The 15,694-nt window shown below is 64.8% G+C and carries 11 protein-coding genes and 1 tRNA gene; 3 read left to right on the top strand and 9 right to left on the bottom strand.

Annotation, left to right across the window (positions count from 1 at the left end; all coding sequences use genetic code 11):
- Positions 1-10: 10 nt before the first annotated feature.
- Entirely contained in the window at positions 11-1,726 is a 1,716-nt protein-coding gene (locus AXYL_RS06150; RefSeq protein ID WP_013391928.1) for an acetolactate synthase 3 catalytic subunit, read from the bottom strand.
- A 471-nt stretch (positions 1,727-2,197) separates the two neighbouring features.
- Here AXYL_RS06150 and AXYL_RS06145 point away from each other — a divergent pair, with 471 nt between their 5' ends.
- Positions 2,198-4,420, top strand: coding sequence for an FUSC family protein (locus AXYL_RS06145; protein ID WP_013391927.1), 2,223 nt, complete (start codon positions 2,198-2,200; stop codon positions 4,418-4,420).
- A 58-nt stretch (positions 4,421-4,478) separates the two neighbouring features.
- On the opposite strand, the gene yaaA is transcribed toward AXYL_RS06145, so the two are convergent.
- The 3 genes from yaaA to AXYL_RS06130 all read right to left on the bottom strand — a co-directional run bounded on the left by yaaA (position 4,479) and on the right by AXYL_RS06130 (position 7,366).
- The gene (gene yaaA / locus AXYL_RS06140) at positions 4,479-5,249 is read right to left on the bottom strand and encodes a peroxide stress protein YaaA (RefSeq protein ID WP_013391926.1); all 771 of its coding nucleotides are present in this window, start codon (positions 5,247-5,249) and stop codon (positions 4,479-4,481) included.
- A 14-nt stretch (positions 5,250-5,263) separates the two neighbouring features.
- On the bottom strand, positions 5,264-6,046 hold the full coding sequence (locus tag AXYL_RS06135) for a 3-hydroxybutyrate dehydrogenase (protein ID WP_013391925.1): 783 nt from the start codon (positions 6,044-6,046) through the stop codon (positions 5,264-5,266).
- Between the two features lie 102 nt (positions 6,047-6,148).
- Positions 6,149-7,366, bottom strand: coding sequence for a cation:proton antiporter (locus AXYL_RS06130; RefSeq protein WP_013391924.1), 1,218 nt, complete (start codon positions 7,364-7,366; stop codon positions 6,149-6,151).
- Positions 7,367-7,646: 280 nt separating this feature from the next.
- On the opposite strand from AXYL_RS06130, the gene AXYL_RS06125 reads away from it, so the two are divergent.
- Positions 7,647-7,737 (top strand) — tRNA-Ser (locus AXYL_RS06125).
- Between the two features lie 612 nt (positions 7,738-8,349).
- Here AXYL_RS06125 and AXYL_RS06120 read toward each other — a convergent pair.
- From AXYL_RS06120 to AXYL_RS06110, 3 genes are read right to left on the bottom strand one after another with little or no spacing between them, the layout of a single operon-like run.
- Positions 8,350-8,967, bottom strand: coding sequence for a flavin reductase family protein (locus AXYL_RS06120; protein ID WP_013391923.1), 618 nt, complete (start codon positions 8,965-8,967; stop codon positions 8,350-8,352).
- 3 nt (positions 8,968-8,970) lie between these two features.
- The gene (locus AXYL_RS06115; RefSeq protein ID WP_013391922.1) at positions 8,971-9,930 is read right to left on the bottom strand and encodes a carbon-nitrogen hydrolase family protein; all 960 of its coding nucleotides are present in this window, start codon (positions 9,928-9,930) and stop codon (positions 8,971-8,973) included.
- 15 nt (positions 9,931-9,945) lie between these two features.
- Positions 9,946-11,598 (bottom strand): MFS transporter, encoded by a 1,653-nt coding sequence (locus AXYL_RS06110; RefSeq protein WP_013391921.1) that lies wholly within the window; start codon positions 11,596-11,598, stop codon positions 9,946-9,948.
- Positions 11,599-11,769: 171 nt separating this feature from the next.
- On the opposite strand from AXYL_RS06110, the gene AXYL_RS06105 reads away from it, so the two are divergent.
- Positions 11,770-12,615, top strand: coding sequence for an IclR family transcriptional regulator (locus AXYL_RS06105; RefSeq protein WP_013391920.1), 846 nt, complete (start codon positions 11,770-11,772; stop codon positions 12,613-12,615).
- A 42-nt stretch (positions 12,616-12,657) separates the two neighbouring features.
- On the opposite strand, the gene AXYL_RS06100 is transcribed toward AXYL_RS06105, so the two are convergent.
- Together AXYL_RS06100 and AXYL_RS06095 are read right to left on the bottom strand one after the other, a co-directional pair.
- A complete protein-coding gene (locus AXYL_RS06100; RefSeq protein ID WP_013391919.1) occupies positions 12,658-13,839 on the bottom strand; it encodes a porin in 1,182 nt (393 codons plus the stop codon).
- Positions 13,840-14,059: 220 nt separating this feature from the next.
- Positions 14,060-15,646 carry an EAL domain-containing protein gene (locus tag AXYL_RS06095; protein WP_013391918.1) on the bottom strand — a complete coding sequence of 529 codons (1,587 nt, stop codon included), beginning with the start codon at positions 15,644-15,646 and terminating at the stop codon, positions 14,060-14,062.
- Positions 15,647-15,694 lie beyond the last annotated feature (48 nt).

The raw sequence follows: 15,694 nt of genomic DNA, 5'->3' as shown, positions 1-15,694 counted from the left end.
GGTGGCCTCCTTACAGGTCTTCAGAGCCAAGCAGCATTTCGGTCAGCCCGCGGCCGGCCTTGACCATCGGCCACACGTTCTCGGTGCGGTCGGTGATGAAGTCCAGGAAGACCAGGCGGTCCTTGTGCTTCTTGAACGCTTCGCGCAGCGCCGGCTCGACGTCCGCCGGGCGTTCGATGCGCAGACCCACGTGGCCATAGGCCTCGGCCACCTTGACGAAATCGGGCAGCGAATCCATGTAGGACTCGGAATAGCGCGAACCGTAGTCGATCTGCTGCCACTGCCGGACCATGCCCAGGAAGCGGTTGTTCAGGCAGATGATCTTGGGCGTCAGGCGGTACTGGTGGCAGGTCGACAGTTCCTGGATGTTCATCTGGATCGACCCTTCGCCGGTGATGACAGCGACGTCGTGCCCAGGATTGGCCATCTGCACGCCCATGGCGTACGGCAGGCCCACGCCCATGGTGCCCAGGCCGCCGGAGTTGATCCAGCGGCGCGGCTTGTCGAACTTGTAGTACTGCGCGGCCCACATCTGGTGCTGGCCCACGTCGGAGGTGACGAAGGCGTCGCCGCCGGTCACTTCCCAGAGCTTTTCCACCACGTATTGCGGCTTGATGACCTCGTCCGAGTTGGTGAACTTCAGGCATTCCTTGCCGCGCCAGGACTCGACCTGCTCCCACCACTTGGTGATCGGGGCGGGCTTGTGCTCGGCCGCGGCGATGTCGTACTGCGCGCTGAGGTCGGCCAGGACGTCCTTGACGTTACCGACGATCGGGACGTCCACGCGCACGCGCTTGGAGATCGACGAGGGATCGATATCGATATGGATGATCTTGCGGGCGTTCTGGGCGAAGTGCTTGGGGTTGCCGATCACGCGGTCATCGAAACGGGCGCCGATGGCCAGCAGCACGTCACAATGCTGCATCGCCATATTGGCTTCGTAGGTGCCGTGCATCCCGGGCATGCCGACGAACTGGCCGCTGCTGGCCGGGTAGCCGCCCAGGCCCATCAGGGTGCTGGTGCAGGGCGCGCCCAGTTGCGACACGAGCTTGTTCAGCTCGGGCGCGGCGTTCGACAGGATGACCCCGCCGCCCGTGTAGATCATGGGCCGCTCGGCGGCCAGCAGCATCTGCACGGCTTTCTTGATCTGCCCCTGGTGGCCCTTGTTGACGGGCGCATAGGAACGCATCGAGATTTCGCCCTTGGGCGGCGTGTACTTGCACTGCGCGATGGTGATGTCCTTGGGGATATCCACCAGCACCGGGCCGGGACGGCCGGTGCGCGCGATGTAGAACGCGCGGCGCATGGTTTCGGCCAGGTCCTTGACGTCGCGCACGAGGAAGTTGTGCTTGACGCAGGGACGCGTGATGCCGACGGTGTCACATTCCTGGAAGGCGTCCTCGCCAATGGCCGCAGTGGGCACCTGCCCGCTGATGATGACCATGGGGATGGAATCCATATAGGCGGTGGCGATGCCGGTGACGGCATTGGTCACGCCCGGTCCGCTGGTCACGAGGCAGACGCCGACCTTTTGCGACGAGCGCGAATAGGCATCGGCGGCGTGCACGGCGGCCTGCTCGTGACGAACCAGGATATGCTGGAATTTGTCTTGCTTGAAAATCGCGTCGTAGATGTAAAGCACCGCGCCGCCGGGGTAGCCGAAAACGTGTTCCACGCCTTCATCGGCCAGGCAGCGCACGACGATATCGGCGCCATTCAGTTCCATGTTGTCTTTCCTTTCAGTACCGGCCCTGCAACCCTGACTGCTGCTCGCCCGGATACGGCGGCAACTGAACCCATACCGGTTCCGACAACATGATCCGGCGCTTTGCGGCTCACGGAGCCACGCCACCCGGACACCTTGCCGACCCGGCACACGCTCGACAGAACGCAGTGCAAACGCCCCTGGGGGACGCTGGAGGTCGAAATGGAAGCCTTGGCAACACACGCTTGTGGCGCGGCCAACGGCAGGTGTAACTGCTGCGGGATGGCTGGGAGGTGACCCTGGCAATCCGCCTCAACGCACCGGTTTCGGATAGGCAGACCGGCGCAAGTGGAGCAATTTACCGCGTTGCGTCAAAGGTGGCAAATCGGCCTTTCGCGGACCGTTGCAGGGAAGGTTCGGTAACTATCTGGCCCCAAAAAATTGAGCAGCATCTCTATACTTGTTTTGTCGTCCAGAACCGAGCCCCCACCCATGGATTTGCGCATTGCCAGCATTCGCCGCTTCCTCTACAGCCACTACTTCTTCGGAGGGGTGCGCCAGGGGGTGGGGATGCTGTTGCCGGTGCTGGTGCTGGGCGGCGTCTTCGGCAACTACACCACGGGGCTGGTCGCGACCTTCGGCGCGCAGTGCCTGGCCATCATCGACCAGCCGGGCGGGCCGCAGCGCCATCGCACCAACGAGATGCTGGGCGGCGCCGCGCTGGGTACCCTGACCGTCATCATCACCGGGTTCGCTTCCTCGTATCCCGTGCTGATCTGGCTGGCGGTCATTGCGCAGTGCTTCGTCTATTCGATGTTCACGGTATTCGGCAAGCGCGGCGGCCTGATCGGCTTTGCCGGCCTGCTGCTGATGACCTTGACCATGCATTCGCCGCTGGCGCCCCACGAGGTGCTGGCGCACGCCGCGGCCACGCTGGGCGGGGCGCTGTTCTACGTCGCGTTCAGCCTGGGGTTCTCGCGCCTGTTCTGGCTGCGCGAGGAGCAACAGGCCATGTCGGTGGCGCTGTTCGCCACCGCCGACTACGTGGCGGCCCGCGCCGCCTTCTACGATGAAACCGCCGACCTGGACGACGCCTACCGCGAACTGATCCAACGCCAGTCCGTCATGACGGAAAAGCACCAGGCGGCGCGCGACATGGTGCTGCGCGCCCTGCCCCGCGGCAAGGGCCTGGGCGACCGCCAGCGCGTGATGATCTGGAACATGTTCGTCGACATGCTGCAGCTGCTGGACACGCTGGTGGCCACGCATACCGACTACGCGGCGCTGCGCCGCGCGCTGGCCGGCAGCGACTGCCTGATGTTCATGCGCGACGCGCTGGTGAAGATGTCGCTGGAGCTCAACCGCATCGCGCTGGACGTGTCGCGCGGACGCAAGGTGCAGTACCGCAGCAGCGCCAAGGCCGAGCTGCGCGCCATCGAGTACGAAATCGAACAGCTCAAGCAGCAGGGCCTGGGCGAGCGCGAGCCCGAGATGCTGGCGCTGATCGTCCAGGTGCTGCGCAGGCTGCGCAATTCGGCGCGCATCGTCGACCGCCTGGCCGACCACACCGCCGCCTCGCCCGATGCCAAGCCCACCGACGTGCTGCGCATCAACAAGTCGCTGACGCGCTTCATTTCGCGCCAGGAATTCCGCGTGGGACTCTTGACCAGCAATCTGCGCCTGGATTCGCCGCACTTCCGCTACGCGCTGCGGGTGACGGCCGCCGCGGCCATCGCCATGACCCTGGCCAGCCAGTGGCTGTCGCCGGCATTTTCCGCGCACAACTACTGGATCATGCTGACGATCGTCATCATCATGAAGCCGGGCTTCGCGCTGACGCGCCAGCGCAATAGCTGGCGCCTGACCGGCACGCTGATCGGCTGCATCCTGGCCCTGTTGCTGTTCAACCTGACCGACCGCCCGGAACTGCTGTTCGCGGCGCTGCTCGGCGCCTGCATCATGGGCAACAGTCTGGTGCAGCTGAACTATATGGCCAGCGCCACCTTCAATACGCTGTTCGTGGTGCTGGTGTTCCACTTCGTATCCCCAGGCACAGTGTCCATGTCGGTGATCGGCGAACGCGCCATCGACACGCTGATCGGCTGCGCGCTGGCGCTGATCTGCAGCTATATCCTGCCCTGGTGGGAGGCCCGCTACCTGAAGCCGCTGGCGGCCGCGGCCACGCGCGCCAACCGCGAGTACCTGATCGCGGGCCTGCGCTACGTCGAGGCCATGCAGGCCCACGGCGCGCCCGTGGGCGCCGCGGCGGGCGAGACCCCGGCAGTGACCGACGCCGACCTGGCGTGGCGGCTGGCGCGCAAGAACGTGCACATCTCGTTCAGCAATTTCGCCGAGGCCTTCTACCGCATGATGAGCGAGCCCACCTCGCACCAAGTGAGCGTGCCCGAGCTGAACAACCTGCTGATCCAGAACCACATACTGGCCTCGCAGATCACGGCGGCCATACCCATGCTGGCCGCCCTGCCCGCCACGCCCGAGGCCGTGCAGCGGGCGCTGGCCGGCATGGTGGACCTGCTGGACGAAAACCGGGCGCAGGCGCCTACCGGCCTGCCGAACCAGTTCGAGACCGAAGGCGAGCAGGCCGCGCTGGTCTATCCGGTCAAACAAATGCTGAAGGCCGCGCACATGATCCGCCAGGAACTGCACGCGTTGGCCGATCCCACGCACGCGCCGCCAGTGGCGGCGGCAGCGTGACTACCCTGGATTGATCAGGCGAAATCGGGACGTCCCGGGCGCAAGGCCCGGGACCGGGTCAGACCTTGCGGCGGAAGACCAGCTTGTCGTCCGACGAAGCATAGGCGTCGAACTTGTAGCCTTCCAGGTCAAAACCCTGCAGGCCTTCCGGCTTGGACACCTTGTGCAGGATCGCATAACGCGCCATCAGGCCACGCGCGCGCTTGGCGTGGAAGCTGATGACCTTCCAGGCGCCGTTCTTCCAGTCCTGGAACACGCATTGCACCACGCGCGCCTTGAGAGCCTTCAGGTCGACCGACTTGAAGTACTCCTCGGACGCCAGGTTGATGATCACGGGCGCTTTCTGGCCGGCCTGCCGTTCGTTCAGGTAGCCGGCGATGGCCGGGCCCCAGTACTCGTACAGGTTCTTGCCCTTGGGCGTAGCCAGGCGCGTGCCCATTTCCAGGCGGTAGGGCTGCATCAGGTCCAGCGGGCGCAGCACGCCATACAGGCCGCTCAGGATGGCCACGTGCTCTTGCGCCCAGTCCAGCTGCTTGGCCGACAGGGTCGAGGCCTCCAGCCCTTCGTAGACGTCGCCGTTGAAGGCCAGCACCGCCTGGCGCGAATTGGCCTGGGTGAAGCTGCGCTTCCAGTGGGCGTAGCGCTGCACGTTCAGCTCGGACAGCGCCGGGCTCAGGCTCATGAGCTCGGAGATGTCCTCAGCCGATTTGGTCTTCAGCACCTTGATCAGGCCGGCGGCCTGGTCCACGAACAGCGGCTGGGTATGCGTCTCGATGTGCAGCGGCGAGTCGTAGTCCAGCTTCTTGGCGGGAGAAAGCAGAAACAGCATTCGGGTATTCCTTTTTAGCGTGCCGTCCAGCCGCCATCGACCGAGACGGACGTACCTGTGATTTGCGCAGCGGCGTCCGAAGCCAGGAACACGGCGGTGCCCCCCAGTTGCTCCGGCGTCACGAATTGCAGCGACGGCTGCTTTTCGCTCAGCAGTTCGCGGGCGGCGGCTTCCTGGTCGACGCCGTCCTTTTCCGCCAGCGCGGTGATCTGCTTTTCAACCAGCGGGGTGCGGACCCAGCCGGGGCAGATGGCGTTGGCGGTAATGCCTTGGCCCGCCGTCTCCAGCGCGGTGACCTTCGTGAAGCCGACCACGCCGTGCTTGGCCGCCACGTAGGCCGACTTGTTGGCCGAGGCCACCAGGCCGTGGGCCGAGGCGATGTTGATGATGCGGCCGAAGCCCTGCTTCTTCATGTGCGGCAAGGCGGCGGCGGTGCCGTGGAACACGGCCGACAGGTTCAGCGCCAGGATCGCGTCCCACTTTTCGGCGGGGAAATCCTCGATCAGGGCGGTGTGCTGGATGCCGGCGTTGTTGACCAGGATGTCGATGCGGCCCATCTGGCGCACCGCGCTCTCGACCAGCTCGCGCACAGCGGCGCCCTTGGACAAGTCGGCGCCGTCGTAGATCACCTTGACGCCATGCTTGTCGGCCAGGCCTGCGCGGACCTTTTCGATCTCGGCGGCATCGCCGAAACCATTCAAGACGATATCGGCGCCTTGCTGGGCAAAGGCGGTGGCGATACCCAGGCCGATGCCGCTGGTGGAACCGGTGACAAGGGCGACTTTTCCTTTAAGCATGAGCATTCTCCTGTGGTCGGGCACGTTGGGCGGGCAAAGCAGGCGTCAAGTGTAGCTGCCCGGCAAGACGGCAATCATGCCATGCCCGTACGCTGCGCAGGGTCAAGCAGCGGGAGGAGGATCGCGCGGCGCGGGCGGCTGGGACGCCTCGTCTTTGGCGGGTTCCGCCGTCGGGAGATCGGCCATGCCGCCGCGGTTCTCGGGGATGCGTTCCAGCAGCTTGATCAACACAGGCACCACGCCCATTGAAATCGCCACGATGACCGACAGCAGGTCGCGCTGTTCCAGGTTCATCAGGTGGTTGTCCCAGGCTTCATTGAAGATGGCGAAGCTGAACTCGCCGCCCTGCGCCAGCGCCAGGGCAAACAGCAGGCGGTGATAGCGCGGCAAGCCCAGAAAGCGCGAAAAACCGTACAAGATCAAGGCCTTGACCAGCAGCAACGCGAACACGCCCACGAAGATGAACGGCCAGTGGTTGGCCACCACCTTCAAATTCACGGACATGCCGATGGCCACGAAGAACAGGCCCAGCAGCAAGCCCTTGAACGGGTCGATCGCCTTTTCCAGATCGTGCCGGTAGCGGGATTCGGCCATCAGCACGCCCACCAGGAATCCGCCCAGGCCGGCGGACAAGCCGGCAAAGTCGAACAATTGGGCTGCGCCCACCACCATCAACAGCGCGGCGGCGGTGAACAATTCGTTCAATTGCGCCTTGGCCGCCCATCCCAGCAGCCTCAGCCGGTAGGCGGCTGCCACCACCAGCACGGCAATCAGCGCCTCTTTAAAGGAAGGCGCCGACGCACCATCGGAACCCAGCAGGCCCGCCGCCACCAGCATCGGGATCGCCGCCATGTCCTGGAACAGCAATATGCCCAGCGCCGATCTGCCCAATGGCGTGCGCGTCAGCACGCGCTCGTCCAGCAGCCGCAAGGCCACTGCGGTGGACGACAAGGCCAGCGACAGGCCGCACAGGATCGCCGCCTGCCACTCCATGCCGGCCAGATGCCGCAGCGCCGCGCCAAACACCACCGCCAGCAGCAGGCCGCAAGCCAGCATCTGCAAGGAACCCAGCACGAAGACTTCGTTGCGCATGGCCCACAGGCGCTTGGGCGACAGCTCCAGCCCGATGATGAACAGCATCATCACCACGCCCCATTGAGACACGTTGATCATGGTGTCCACATTGGTGACGAGCCTGAGGCAGGACGGCCCCACCAGCACGCCGGCCAGCAGGTAGCCCGGGATGGCGCCCAGGCCCAGCAGCTGGGTCAGGGGCACGCACAGCACGGCCGCAAGTAGGAGAATGAGGATCAGATCCATGGGACTAGCGGTTCCGGGATGAACGCCGAGACGGATGGATGCCTGGGCAGGAACGTCAGGCATACCGGAATTCTGGGCAAAGAACGCCGCCTCCGAAAGCCGGTTGAAACCCGCTGTAGGGGACTTTCAATCACCCTCTTTACACAAACAAAAAAAATCCTGTAGAATTGCGGGCTTCGCTGCTTCGACAACGAAGATCCTTCCGACCAGGGATCTTTAGTGGAAGACCCGGCTATGGGGCAACCCATCCAGGACAACCGCCGTTACGAAACCCAGCCACGGAGAGGTGGCAGAGTGGTCGAATGTACCTGACTCGAAATCAGGCGTACGGTATCCCCGTACCGTGGGTTCGAATCCCACCCTCTCCGCCAAGTATTGCAAAAAAGGCCAATCCCTCGGGATTGGCCTTTTTCTTTTTCCTTCGGACTTCATAAAAACTAAAAACGCACAGGCTCAGCGCGCGCCGGCTTGCGTGTAGGCTGCCCTGCGCCATTCCGCTGCTCGCCCCGGCAGGGCTGCGCTTCGGATGGCTCCGGGGTCCTCGGCTGGCAGTCGCTTAATGCGGTGGTTTGGACCCCGCTCACGGGTAGATGCCGTGAGCCGGGGGCCGGGCGGAGGGATCCGAAGCGCAGCCCCACCGGGGCGAGCATCGGAATCCCGCAGTCCGGACGCCGGCGGTTCAAGAACCCCAGCCTTTCAAAACCGAAGTGCGGGGCGGCAGGGCTTCGGGCTTGCGGATGTCGGGGTTCTTAAGCCGCCGAGGCTGCCCTGCGCCATTCCGATGCTCGCCCCGCTGGGGCTGCGCTTCGGATGGCTCCGGGGTCCTCGGCTGGCAGTCGCCTAATGCGTTGGGTTTGGACCCCGTTCATGAGCAGAGGCCGTGAGCCGGGGCCGGGCAGAGGGATCCGAAGCGCAGCCCCACCTATGGACCCATGTCACTTTGGCACCATATGGCAAGTGCGCAGGCCGCCCCCGCCTGACTATCACAACGGCGCCGTCGGCCGCGCCAACTGGAACAGGTCCGTGCTGCGCGCGTACCAGCCGCCGCCATGCATGCGCGCAATCAGCCCCATGGCCGGCGTGTCCATGTAACCACGCTCGGCGTCCTGCACATAGGCGTCGTCGACGTGCGCGCCCAGCACCCGGCCGATCACCACGAGTTGGCGCGGACCGGTCACGATGGTCGCCTGGCTGACGCATTCCAGCGACACCGGAGAGCCCTTGATCAGCGGGGGACGCACATGGGTTGCCGGCAGCGCGGTCAAGCCGGCCGCCGCCAGTTCATCCACGTCCGCCGGATAATCGGCGCAGGTCTGGTTCATCTGCGCGACCAGCGACTCCGGCACAAGGTTCACCACGAACTCGCCGTTCTCGATGATGTTGGCGCCGGAATCCTTCAGTTCGCCGCTGGCATGGCGCATCAGCCCGATGGCAACCGTCGGCGGCTGAGGCCCCATGACATTGAAGAAGCTGAAAGGAGCCGCGTTGACAACGCCTGTGCCGGAAATCGTGGTGAGCCACGCGATCGGGCGCGGCGTGACGGTCGAGGTCAGCACGTTGTAGACCGTCTGCGTCGGCAAGGCGCTGAAATCAAAATGCATGACTCAAGCCTCCTGTTTCTGGCCGCCGTTCAGCGCCGAGACGGCGCGCTTTTCGCGCGTGTCGACCTGCAACTGGAACACGTCCGGACGAGCGTAATGGCCGGAGACGTCGAAGTCGTACTTGCCGCGCAGGATCTGGTTGGGATTGATGTCCGCGTACAGAATGGTCTCGGCGGAGAAATCCGGGCCGGCCAGCACTTCGCCCAGCGGATCGATGATGGCGCTGCCGCCGCGCATCAACACGGTGTCGGGCGCATCGCCCAGCGCGCATTCGAAGTCGTCGGGATAGGCGTCGCGGCGCAGGTGCTGGCAGGCGGTAAGGACGTAGCAGCGGCCTTCCAGCGCGATGTGGCGCATGCTGGGAATCCAGGAATCGCGGTCGTCGGCGGTCGGCGCGCAATATAGCGCCACGCCCTGGCTGTACATGTACATGCGCAGCATGGGCATGTAGTTTTCCCAGCAGATGACGGCGCCGATCTTGCCGTAGGGGGTGTCGAAGACGGGCATGGTGGAGCCGTCGCCAAAGCCCCAGATCAAGCGTTCGCCGGCGGTGGGCATGAGCTTGCGGTGCTTGCCCGCCAGTCCTTCGCGGCCGTTGAAGTACAGCACGGTGCAGTACAGCGTGCCGCCATCGGCCTCGATGCAGCCCATGACCACGAAGCTGTCGGTGTCGGCCGCGGCCTGGGCCACCAGCGCGACTTCCTCGCCGTCCAGGCGGATGGCCTGGCGGTGATAGCTGGCGAAGGCGTCGCGGCCTTCGGGCTTGCGCATGCCGATGGGCGCGCCGAAGGAGTTGCCCTTGGGGTAGCCGCCGAGGAAGGCCTCGGGGAACACCAGCACGCGGGCGCCCTGCTCCGCCGCCTGGCGGATCAGGGACGCCGCCTTCTCGGCGCAGGCGATGCTGTCGGTCGGAATGGAGGCCGCCTGGATGACGGCAGCCTTGAAGCTCTGTTGCATGGACATGTCTCTCCTTTTTTCTCAGTGCGCGGTGTCTTCGTCGATGGCGCGGGCGCGGGTATTCGGCAGGAACAGGCTGCCGATGACGCCGACCACCGCGGTCACGACGACCGGATACATCAGGCCGCCAAAGATATTGCCGCTGGCCTGGGCCAGGTAGGTGGCGGTAAACGGCACGATACCGCCGAAGATGCCGGCGCCGATGTGATACGGGAAGGATAGCGCCGTATAGCGGATGCGGGCCGGGAACAGTTCGACCAGATAGGACGCCACCGGGCCGTAGACCATGGCGACGACGGCGGTCATCAGCACCAGGATCAGGATGATGGTCGTGCGGTCGACGCGCGCGGGATCGGCGCGCTCCGGATAGCCGGCGGCCGTCAGCGCGCTGGTGTATGCGGCGCGGTCAAAGCCGTTGACGGTCGTGCCGCCCACGCTCATGGCGATGCTCTGGCCGGGCAGCGGCGCGGCGTATTCGAAGTTGATGCCCTTGCCGACCAGGAATTTCTTGGCCTGCACGCAGACCTTCTTGTGGTCGGCATGGCTGCCTATCATTGCCGCCTGCAGGCCGAAGTCGCAGGCGCCGCCGCTGGTGTCGGCATGCACGCGCACCGGCGTGCTCTGCATGGCCTGGGCCAGCGCCGGATTGCCAGCCTTGAGCAGCACCTCGAACATGGAGTGGTAGCCGATGGCGGCAACGAACAGGCCGACCATCATGATCCACTTGCGGCCGATGCGGTCCGACAGCCAGCCGAACAGCACGAAGGTCGGCGCGCCGATGATGAAGCCGATCAGGATCAGTGTGTAGACGCTGGTCTGGTCCAGCTGCACGGCCTGCTGCAGGAAGATCATGACGTAGAACTGGCCGGTGAAATAAGTCGCGCCCTGGCCGGCGGTCACGCCGATCAGCGCCAGCAGCACCAGCCGCAGGCTGGACCATTGGCCGAAGGTTTCCTTGACCGGGTTCTTGGACAGGCGGTTCTGCTGCTTCATGCGCGTGAACACGGGCGACTCATGCAGCTTGGCGCGCACGTAGATCGAAATCGCCAACATCACAATCGACAGGATGAACGGCAGGCGCCAGCCCCACTGGCGGAAATCCTCGGCGCTCATCGCGGCTTGCGTGCACAGGATCACGATCAGGGACAGGATCAGGCCCGCCGACGAGGTGATCTGGATCCAGCCCGTCAGCAGTCCGCGACGCTTGGGCTCGCAGTGCTCGGCCACATAGATGACCGCGCCGCCGTACTCGCCGCCCACCGCCAGGCCCTGCACCACGCGCAGGGTCAGCAGCAGGATCCACGACAGGTGGCCGGCCGACTCATAGGTGGGCAGGCAGCCGATCAGCACGGTTGCGCCGCCCATCATGACCACGGTGATCAGGAAGGTGTACTTGCGGCCCAGCTTGTCGCCCAGGTAGCCGAACATCACCGCGCCCAGCGGCCGGATGATGAAGCCCACCGCCAGCGCGCCCAGCGCGGCCAGCAGCGCCACCGTGGGGTTGTCCTGCGGGAACAGCACCTGGCTCATGAATACGGCCAGGGTCCCGTAGATGAAAAAGTCGTACCACTCGAACAAGGTGCCCAGGGTCGAGGCCACCACCACCTGGCGTTCCTCCTTCCTGCTGAGCGTCGGACCCGCGTCGATCCGCTGCATTGCCACATTCGCTTCCATGCCTGCTTTCCCCAATCGCTTTAGATTGATAATGCTGTAGTCATTAACTATTATCAAACTTAAATCAGGGCATGAAAAACTAGGGAAAACCCGGCGCGACGGCCGTTGGGCCCTGGCGGAAGCGGCACGCCCCGCTGCTAAACTCCCGCCAGAAAATCAGTGGAGGCAGCAATGGCAAGGCCCGCCGGCAAGGTAGAAAAGAACGCGGAACAGGCGCCTGCCGCCGCGCGCAGGGGCATCCAGTCGATCGAAGTGGGGTTCCGGATCCTGGACGTCATCCGCAAGGCCGGCCGCCCCCTGCCCCTGAAGGAAATCGCCGACGCCTGTGAATTGACGGTACCCAACGTCCACTACTACCTGGTCAGCTTCCAGAAGGTGGGCGTGGTGCAGCAGCACGCGGATACCGGCCACTACGGCCTGGGACCTTATGCCTTGCGGCTGGGTCTGGCGGCCCTGGAGCAGTTCGACGTGTTCACCACCGCCCGGCCCATCATGGCCGAAGTGGCCGCGATCACCGGCCACACCGTGTTCCTTGGCGTGTGGGGCAACAAGGGCCCGACCATCGTCTACCGCGTCGAAGGCGCCCGCAGCCGCCCCCTGCTGGAACTGCGCGTGGGCAGCGTGCTGCCGTTGCTGTCATCCGCGCTGGGCCGCAACTTCCTGGCCCACTTGCCGGAAGCCAGCACGCGCGAACTGCTGGAGCAGGAAATGGCCACGGCCGGGGCAGACGCATATGGCGTTGCCGGCAGGCCCTACACCCAGAAAGACGTACAGGCCATCCGCGAGGAAGTGCTCCAGCACCACCTCAGCCGCTGCCGCGATGCGCTGCTGCCGCACTTCACGTCGCTGTCGGCGCCCATTTTCGACATGCTGGGCGAGATGAAGGCGGCCATCACGCTGATGGGCCCCGTGGGCGCCATCGACGATGATCTGCAATCCGATACAGCGCGGCTGCTCAGTGAAAAAGCGCGCTCGATTTCGGCCACGGCGGGTTGGGTGGAACCGCAGGCGCGCTAGGCGCTGCGGCCCAAAGGGTCCGGCAAGTCCTGCCGGCCGGCGTCAGAACCGGTGCATGATGCCGAGCGCGAGAACAGTGGAACTGGCGCCCGCCTGCATTGGCACGCTGGCGCCGAGCCCATAGAAGGCCCTGGAAGTGTTCTTGAACCCCCCCGCCCGCGTGTAGACGCTGGACCGCTTCGACAGCGCGTAGTCGTAGCCGAGCAAGCCGCCTATCGTGTGGTCCGATCGGCCATTGAGCGCCCGGTAGAGCAGCGTGCCGCGCAACATGTGCGGGCCCTGCTGCCATAAGGAGTTCAAGGTCATGATCTGTGCGGAAATGGTGCCCGGCGCCTTGGGCCGCACCAGGGTGTACACGATGGAGGATTGCAGCGCGCCAGTCGTATACGCGGTGCTGGCGACAAACAGATCGGTACGGAATGATCCGTGCAACGACTCCGACCGCAACGCATTGTAGGAGCCGCCCAGCACCCACTGCCCACTGGTGTAGGTCGCCAGGGCGCCGGTGTCGCCCTCGGTGGGCCCGCTGGCGTTATCTCCATTCATCGCGAACAGCTTCTTGCGCTGCTGCGGGGCATATAGCGCGTGGATGACCAGCCCGTTCATCGACGGCGTCTGATATGAAATGGCGTCGTTGACCCGCACCTGTATCCTTGCGGCGCCCTCCCCAAGATCCATCATCATTTGAGAAGCCGAGGCCGCGGGTGAGAACGCTTCGGAAAAGAAGAACGGATCGGCGGTATGGGACACCACCGCCGGGTACTGTCTGCCCAACTTGAGCGTCCCCCAGGATGCCGAACCGACGGCCAGGTTTGCCTCGCGGTTGAAGAGAGTGTCTGGATAGCGCGTCGCGCCGTTGGTCATGTGCACGCCGCCTTCCAGACGGAATTGGACTTGCACCCCATCCCCCAAGTCTTCAGTCCCCAGAAGGCCCCAGAACGAATCGGTGGCGGTCGCGTATTTGCGTTCGAACACGCCGCTGTCGCTACCCATCCTGAAGTGAGAAGCGCCACCATTGTGGGCGTACATCACGAAGGTATCGATAAGACCATAGAACTGCAGGGTCGCCGCTATCGAGTCGCCCCCGGTCGCGCACGACAGCAGGGCTATGACGCCCACACTCAAGCGCGAAAGCAGGCGAGAGATGCCGCCCGAAACCCGCAACGTTGATGAATCCGGCCGGCATGGCGGCTCGTCCCGACGAATAGCGACTTCCTGACCCACAAGTGTCTCCTCAGGTTTGTTGTGACGAGCCACGTCGACAACGCCTGCAACGGCCCTTCTCCACCTACGCCGCCTCTCAAGCTACCGTGGCTCTTTATTTAGAATTTGAATTCTGATTCTATTATTAAGAAGGGCACGCGCCGGGAACAATGCGAGGTTTCCCGTATTCGCCAAAGCGACACGGGATCTGCTGGCACTTCAGGGCGTATCGCCCCTCGCCTCAAGCCCGCGCGTCGGGCATCCGGCTGGGCGGCGGCGTGCTGGCCACGTTTTTCTTGTAGTAGGCGATGAACTCCGGTGCCGGCATGGGTTTGCCATACAACCAGCCCTGGCCGAAATCCACCTCGCGCGCTTTCAGGTGGTCTTCCTGCTCCTGGCGCTCGATGCCTTCGGCCACGGTCAGCAGGTTCAGCGACTTCGCCATGTCGATGATGTGGTCCGTCACCTTGTGGGTGGCGGAATCGGTGCCGATGGTGTCGACGAAGGACTTGTCGATCTTCAGCGAATCCAGCGGCAGCCGTTGGAGATAGGACAGGCTGGAGTAGCCCGTGCCGAAGTCGTCGATGGCCACGGCATGGCCTTGCGCGCGGGCCTGCTCGATGACGCTGCAGGCCTTGTCCACATCCATGAAGCCGCGCTCGGTGGCTTCCAGCCAGATCTGCCGGGGGTCGATGGCCGTCCCTTCGAGCATGCGCTGCAGCACCCGCAGCGCCCGCCCGTCCTTGAGATCGCTGGCGCTCAGGTTGACGGAGATGTGCGCCCCGCGGTCCTCACCGAGCAGATCCTCCATGTCCCGAATGACCAGGCGGAACACTTCTTCGGTGATGCGGGTCATCAACCCGTTGTCTTCGGCGATGGAGATGAACAGGTCGGGCCGCAACGTATTGCCGCAGCGCCTTGTCCATCGGACCAGCGCCTCCGCGCCGATGCAGCGGCCGGTGCGCAGATCGATGATGGGCTGGTAGTGCACGGCGAACTCCCGCCGCCTGATGCCGGCGGCCAGTTCGCCCGCGATGGACAGGCGCCGGCGCGACAGCCAGACCACCAGCGCGATCATGACACCGGCGACCAGCGCGCCGATGGGCAGCCAGAACAGGCGTTCGCGCGGCAACATGTCCAACGCTTCGGTTTGTGGTTCGAGCAGGACGACGGCCAGGTCCGCATTGCGCGCGACGGCGCTGAGATAGGCCTCGTCGATGTCCAGCTTGCCGCCGTTGAGCGCCTGCGACACCAGCACCAGGTCGGGGTCATTGCGCGTGCCGAGCATGCCCACGCCCGGCAGGACCACGGCGAGCTGGGCGCCGTCGGTAGCCGCCTTTTCGGTGAACCGGCCCGGTTCGAACAAGGCGCTGTAATCGCCATGGCGCACGGCAACCATCCTGATGCCGGGGCTCAGTACAGGCACCGCGTCCAGCAGCAGACGTGCGCCGTTGGCCAGTTCGACCTGGGCCGGAACCAGCGGCTCCTCGTAGCTGGGCACGCCCCAGGTAGTGCATAGGACGACTCCGCCCGCCACATAGGCCAGGTCGTCCACGGCCCGGTCCCGCAGGGCCAGGGCCCGCATATGGCGGATGTGCTGCGGTGAACAGGGATCGAACGCCAGGCCGTCCAAGTCGCGCAGCGTGGCCACGGTCTGGTCCAGCAGGTCCTGGGTTTCCGTCAGGATGCGCTGGGCCTGGTCATCCAGGTAGCGCTGTTCGCCCGCGACGGCGCGGGACCAGGACATATGCAGTGCGAAGCCGATGGGCAGCAGCGCCGCTGCGGCGGCGAGAGCGATGGCGATGCCGATTACTAACTTGCGCGGCATCGAGGCCGTCCCCAGGAATCGCCGGCAGGCGAGGTTATATCTTTTTAC

Source organism: Achromobacter xylosoxidans A8 (genome assembly GCF_000165835.1).
GTDB classification, from domain to species: Bacteria; Pseudomonadota; Gammaproteobacteria; order Burkholderiales; family Burkholderiaceae_B; genus Achromobacter; species Achromobacter xylosoxidans_B.
Note: the sequence above shows the minus strand (reverse complement) of the source record. Positions and strands in the feature narration are given on the sequence as shown.

Coding starts and splice junctions, on each gene's coding strand:
- AXYL_RS06150 (WP_013391928.1), bottom strand. CDS start 1,726: ATGGAACTGAATGGCGCCGATATCGTCGTGCGCTGCCTGGCCGATGAA.
- AXYL_RS06145 (WP_013391927.1), top strand. CDS start 2,198: ATGGATTTGCGCATTGCCAGCATTCGCCGCTTCCTCTACAGCCACTAC.
- yaaA (WP_013391926.1), bottom strand. CDS start 5,249: ATGCTGTTTCTGCTTTCTCCCGCCAAGAAGCTGGACTACGACTCGCCG.
- AXYL_RS06135 (WP_013391925.1), bottom strand. CDS start 6,046: ATGCTTAAAGGAAAAGTCGCCCTTGTCACCGGTTCCACCAGCGGCATC.
- AXYL_RS06130 (WP_013391924.1), bottom strand. CDS start 7,366: ATGGATCTGATCCTCATTCTCCTACTTGCGGCCGTGCTGTGCGTGCCC.
- AXYL_RS06120 (WP_013391923.1), bottom strand. CDS start 8,967: ATGCATTTTGATTTCAGCGCCTTGCCGACGCAGACGGTCTACAACGTG.
- AXYL_RS06115 (WP_013391922.1), bottom strand. CDS start 9,930: ATGTCCATGCAACAGAGCTTCAAGGCTGCCGTCATCCAGGCGGCCTCC.
- AXYL_RS06110 (WP_013391921.1), bottom strand. CDS start 11,598: ATGGAAGCGAATGTGGCAATGCAGCGGATCGACGCGGGTCCGACGCTC.
- AXYL_RS06105 (WP_013391920.1), top strand. CDS start 11,770: ATGGCAAGGCCCGCCGGCAAGGTAGAAAAGAACGCGGAACAGGCGCCT.
- AXYL_RS06095 (WP_013391918.1), bottom strand. CDS start 15,646: ATGCCGCGCAAGTTAGTAATCGGCATCGCCATCGCTCTCGCCGCCGCA.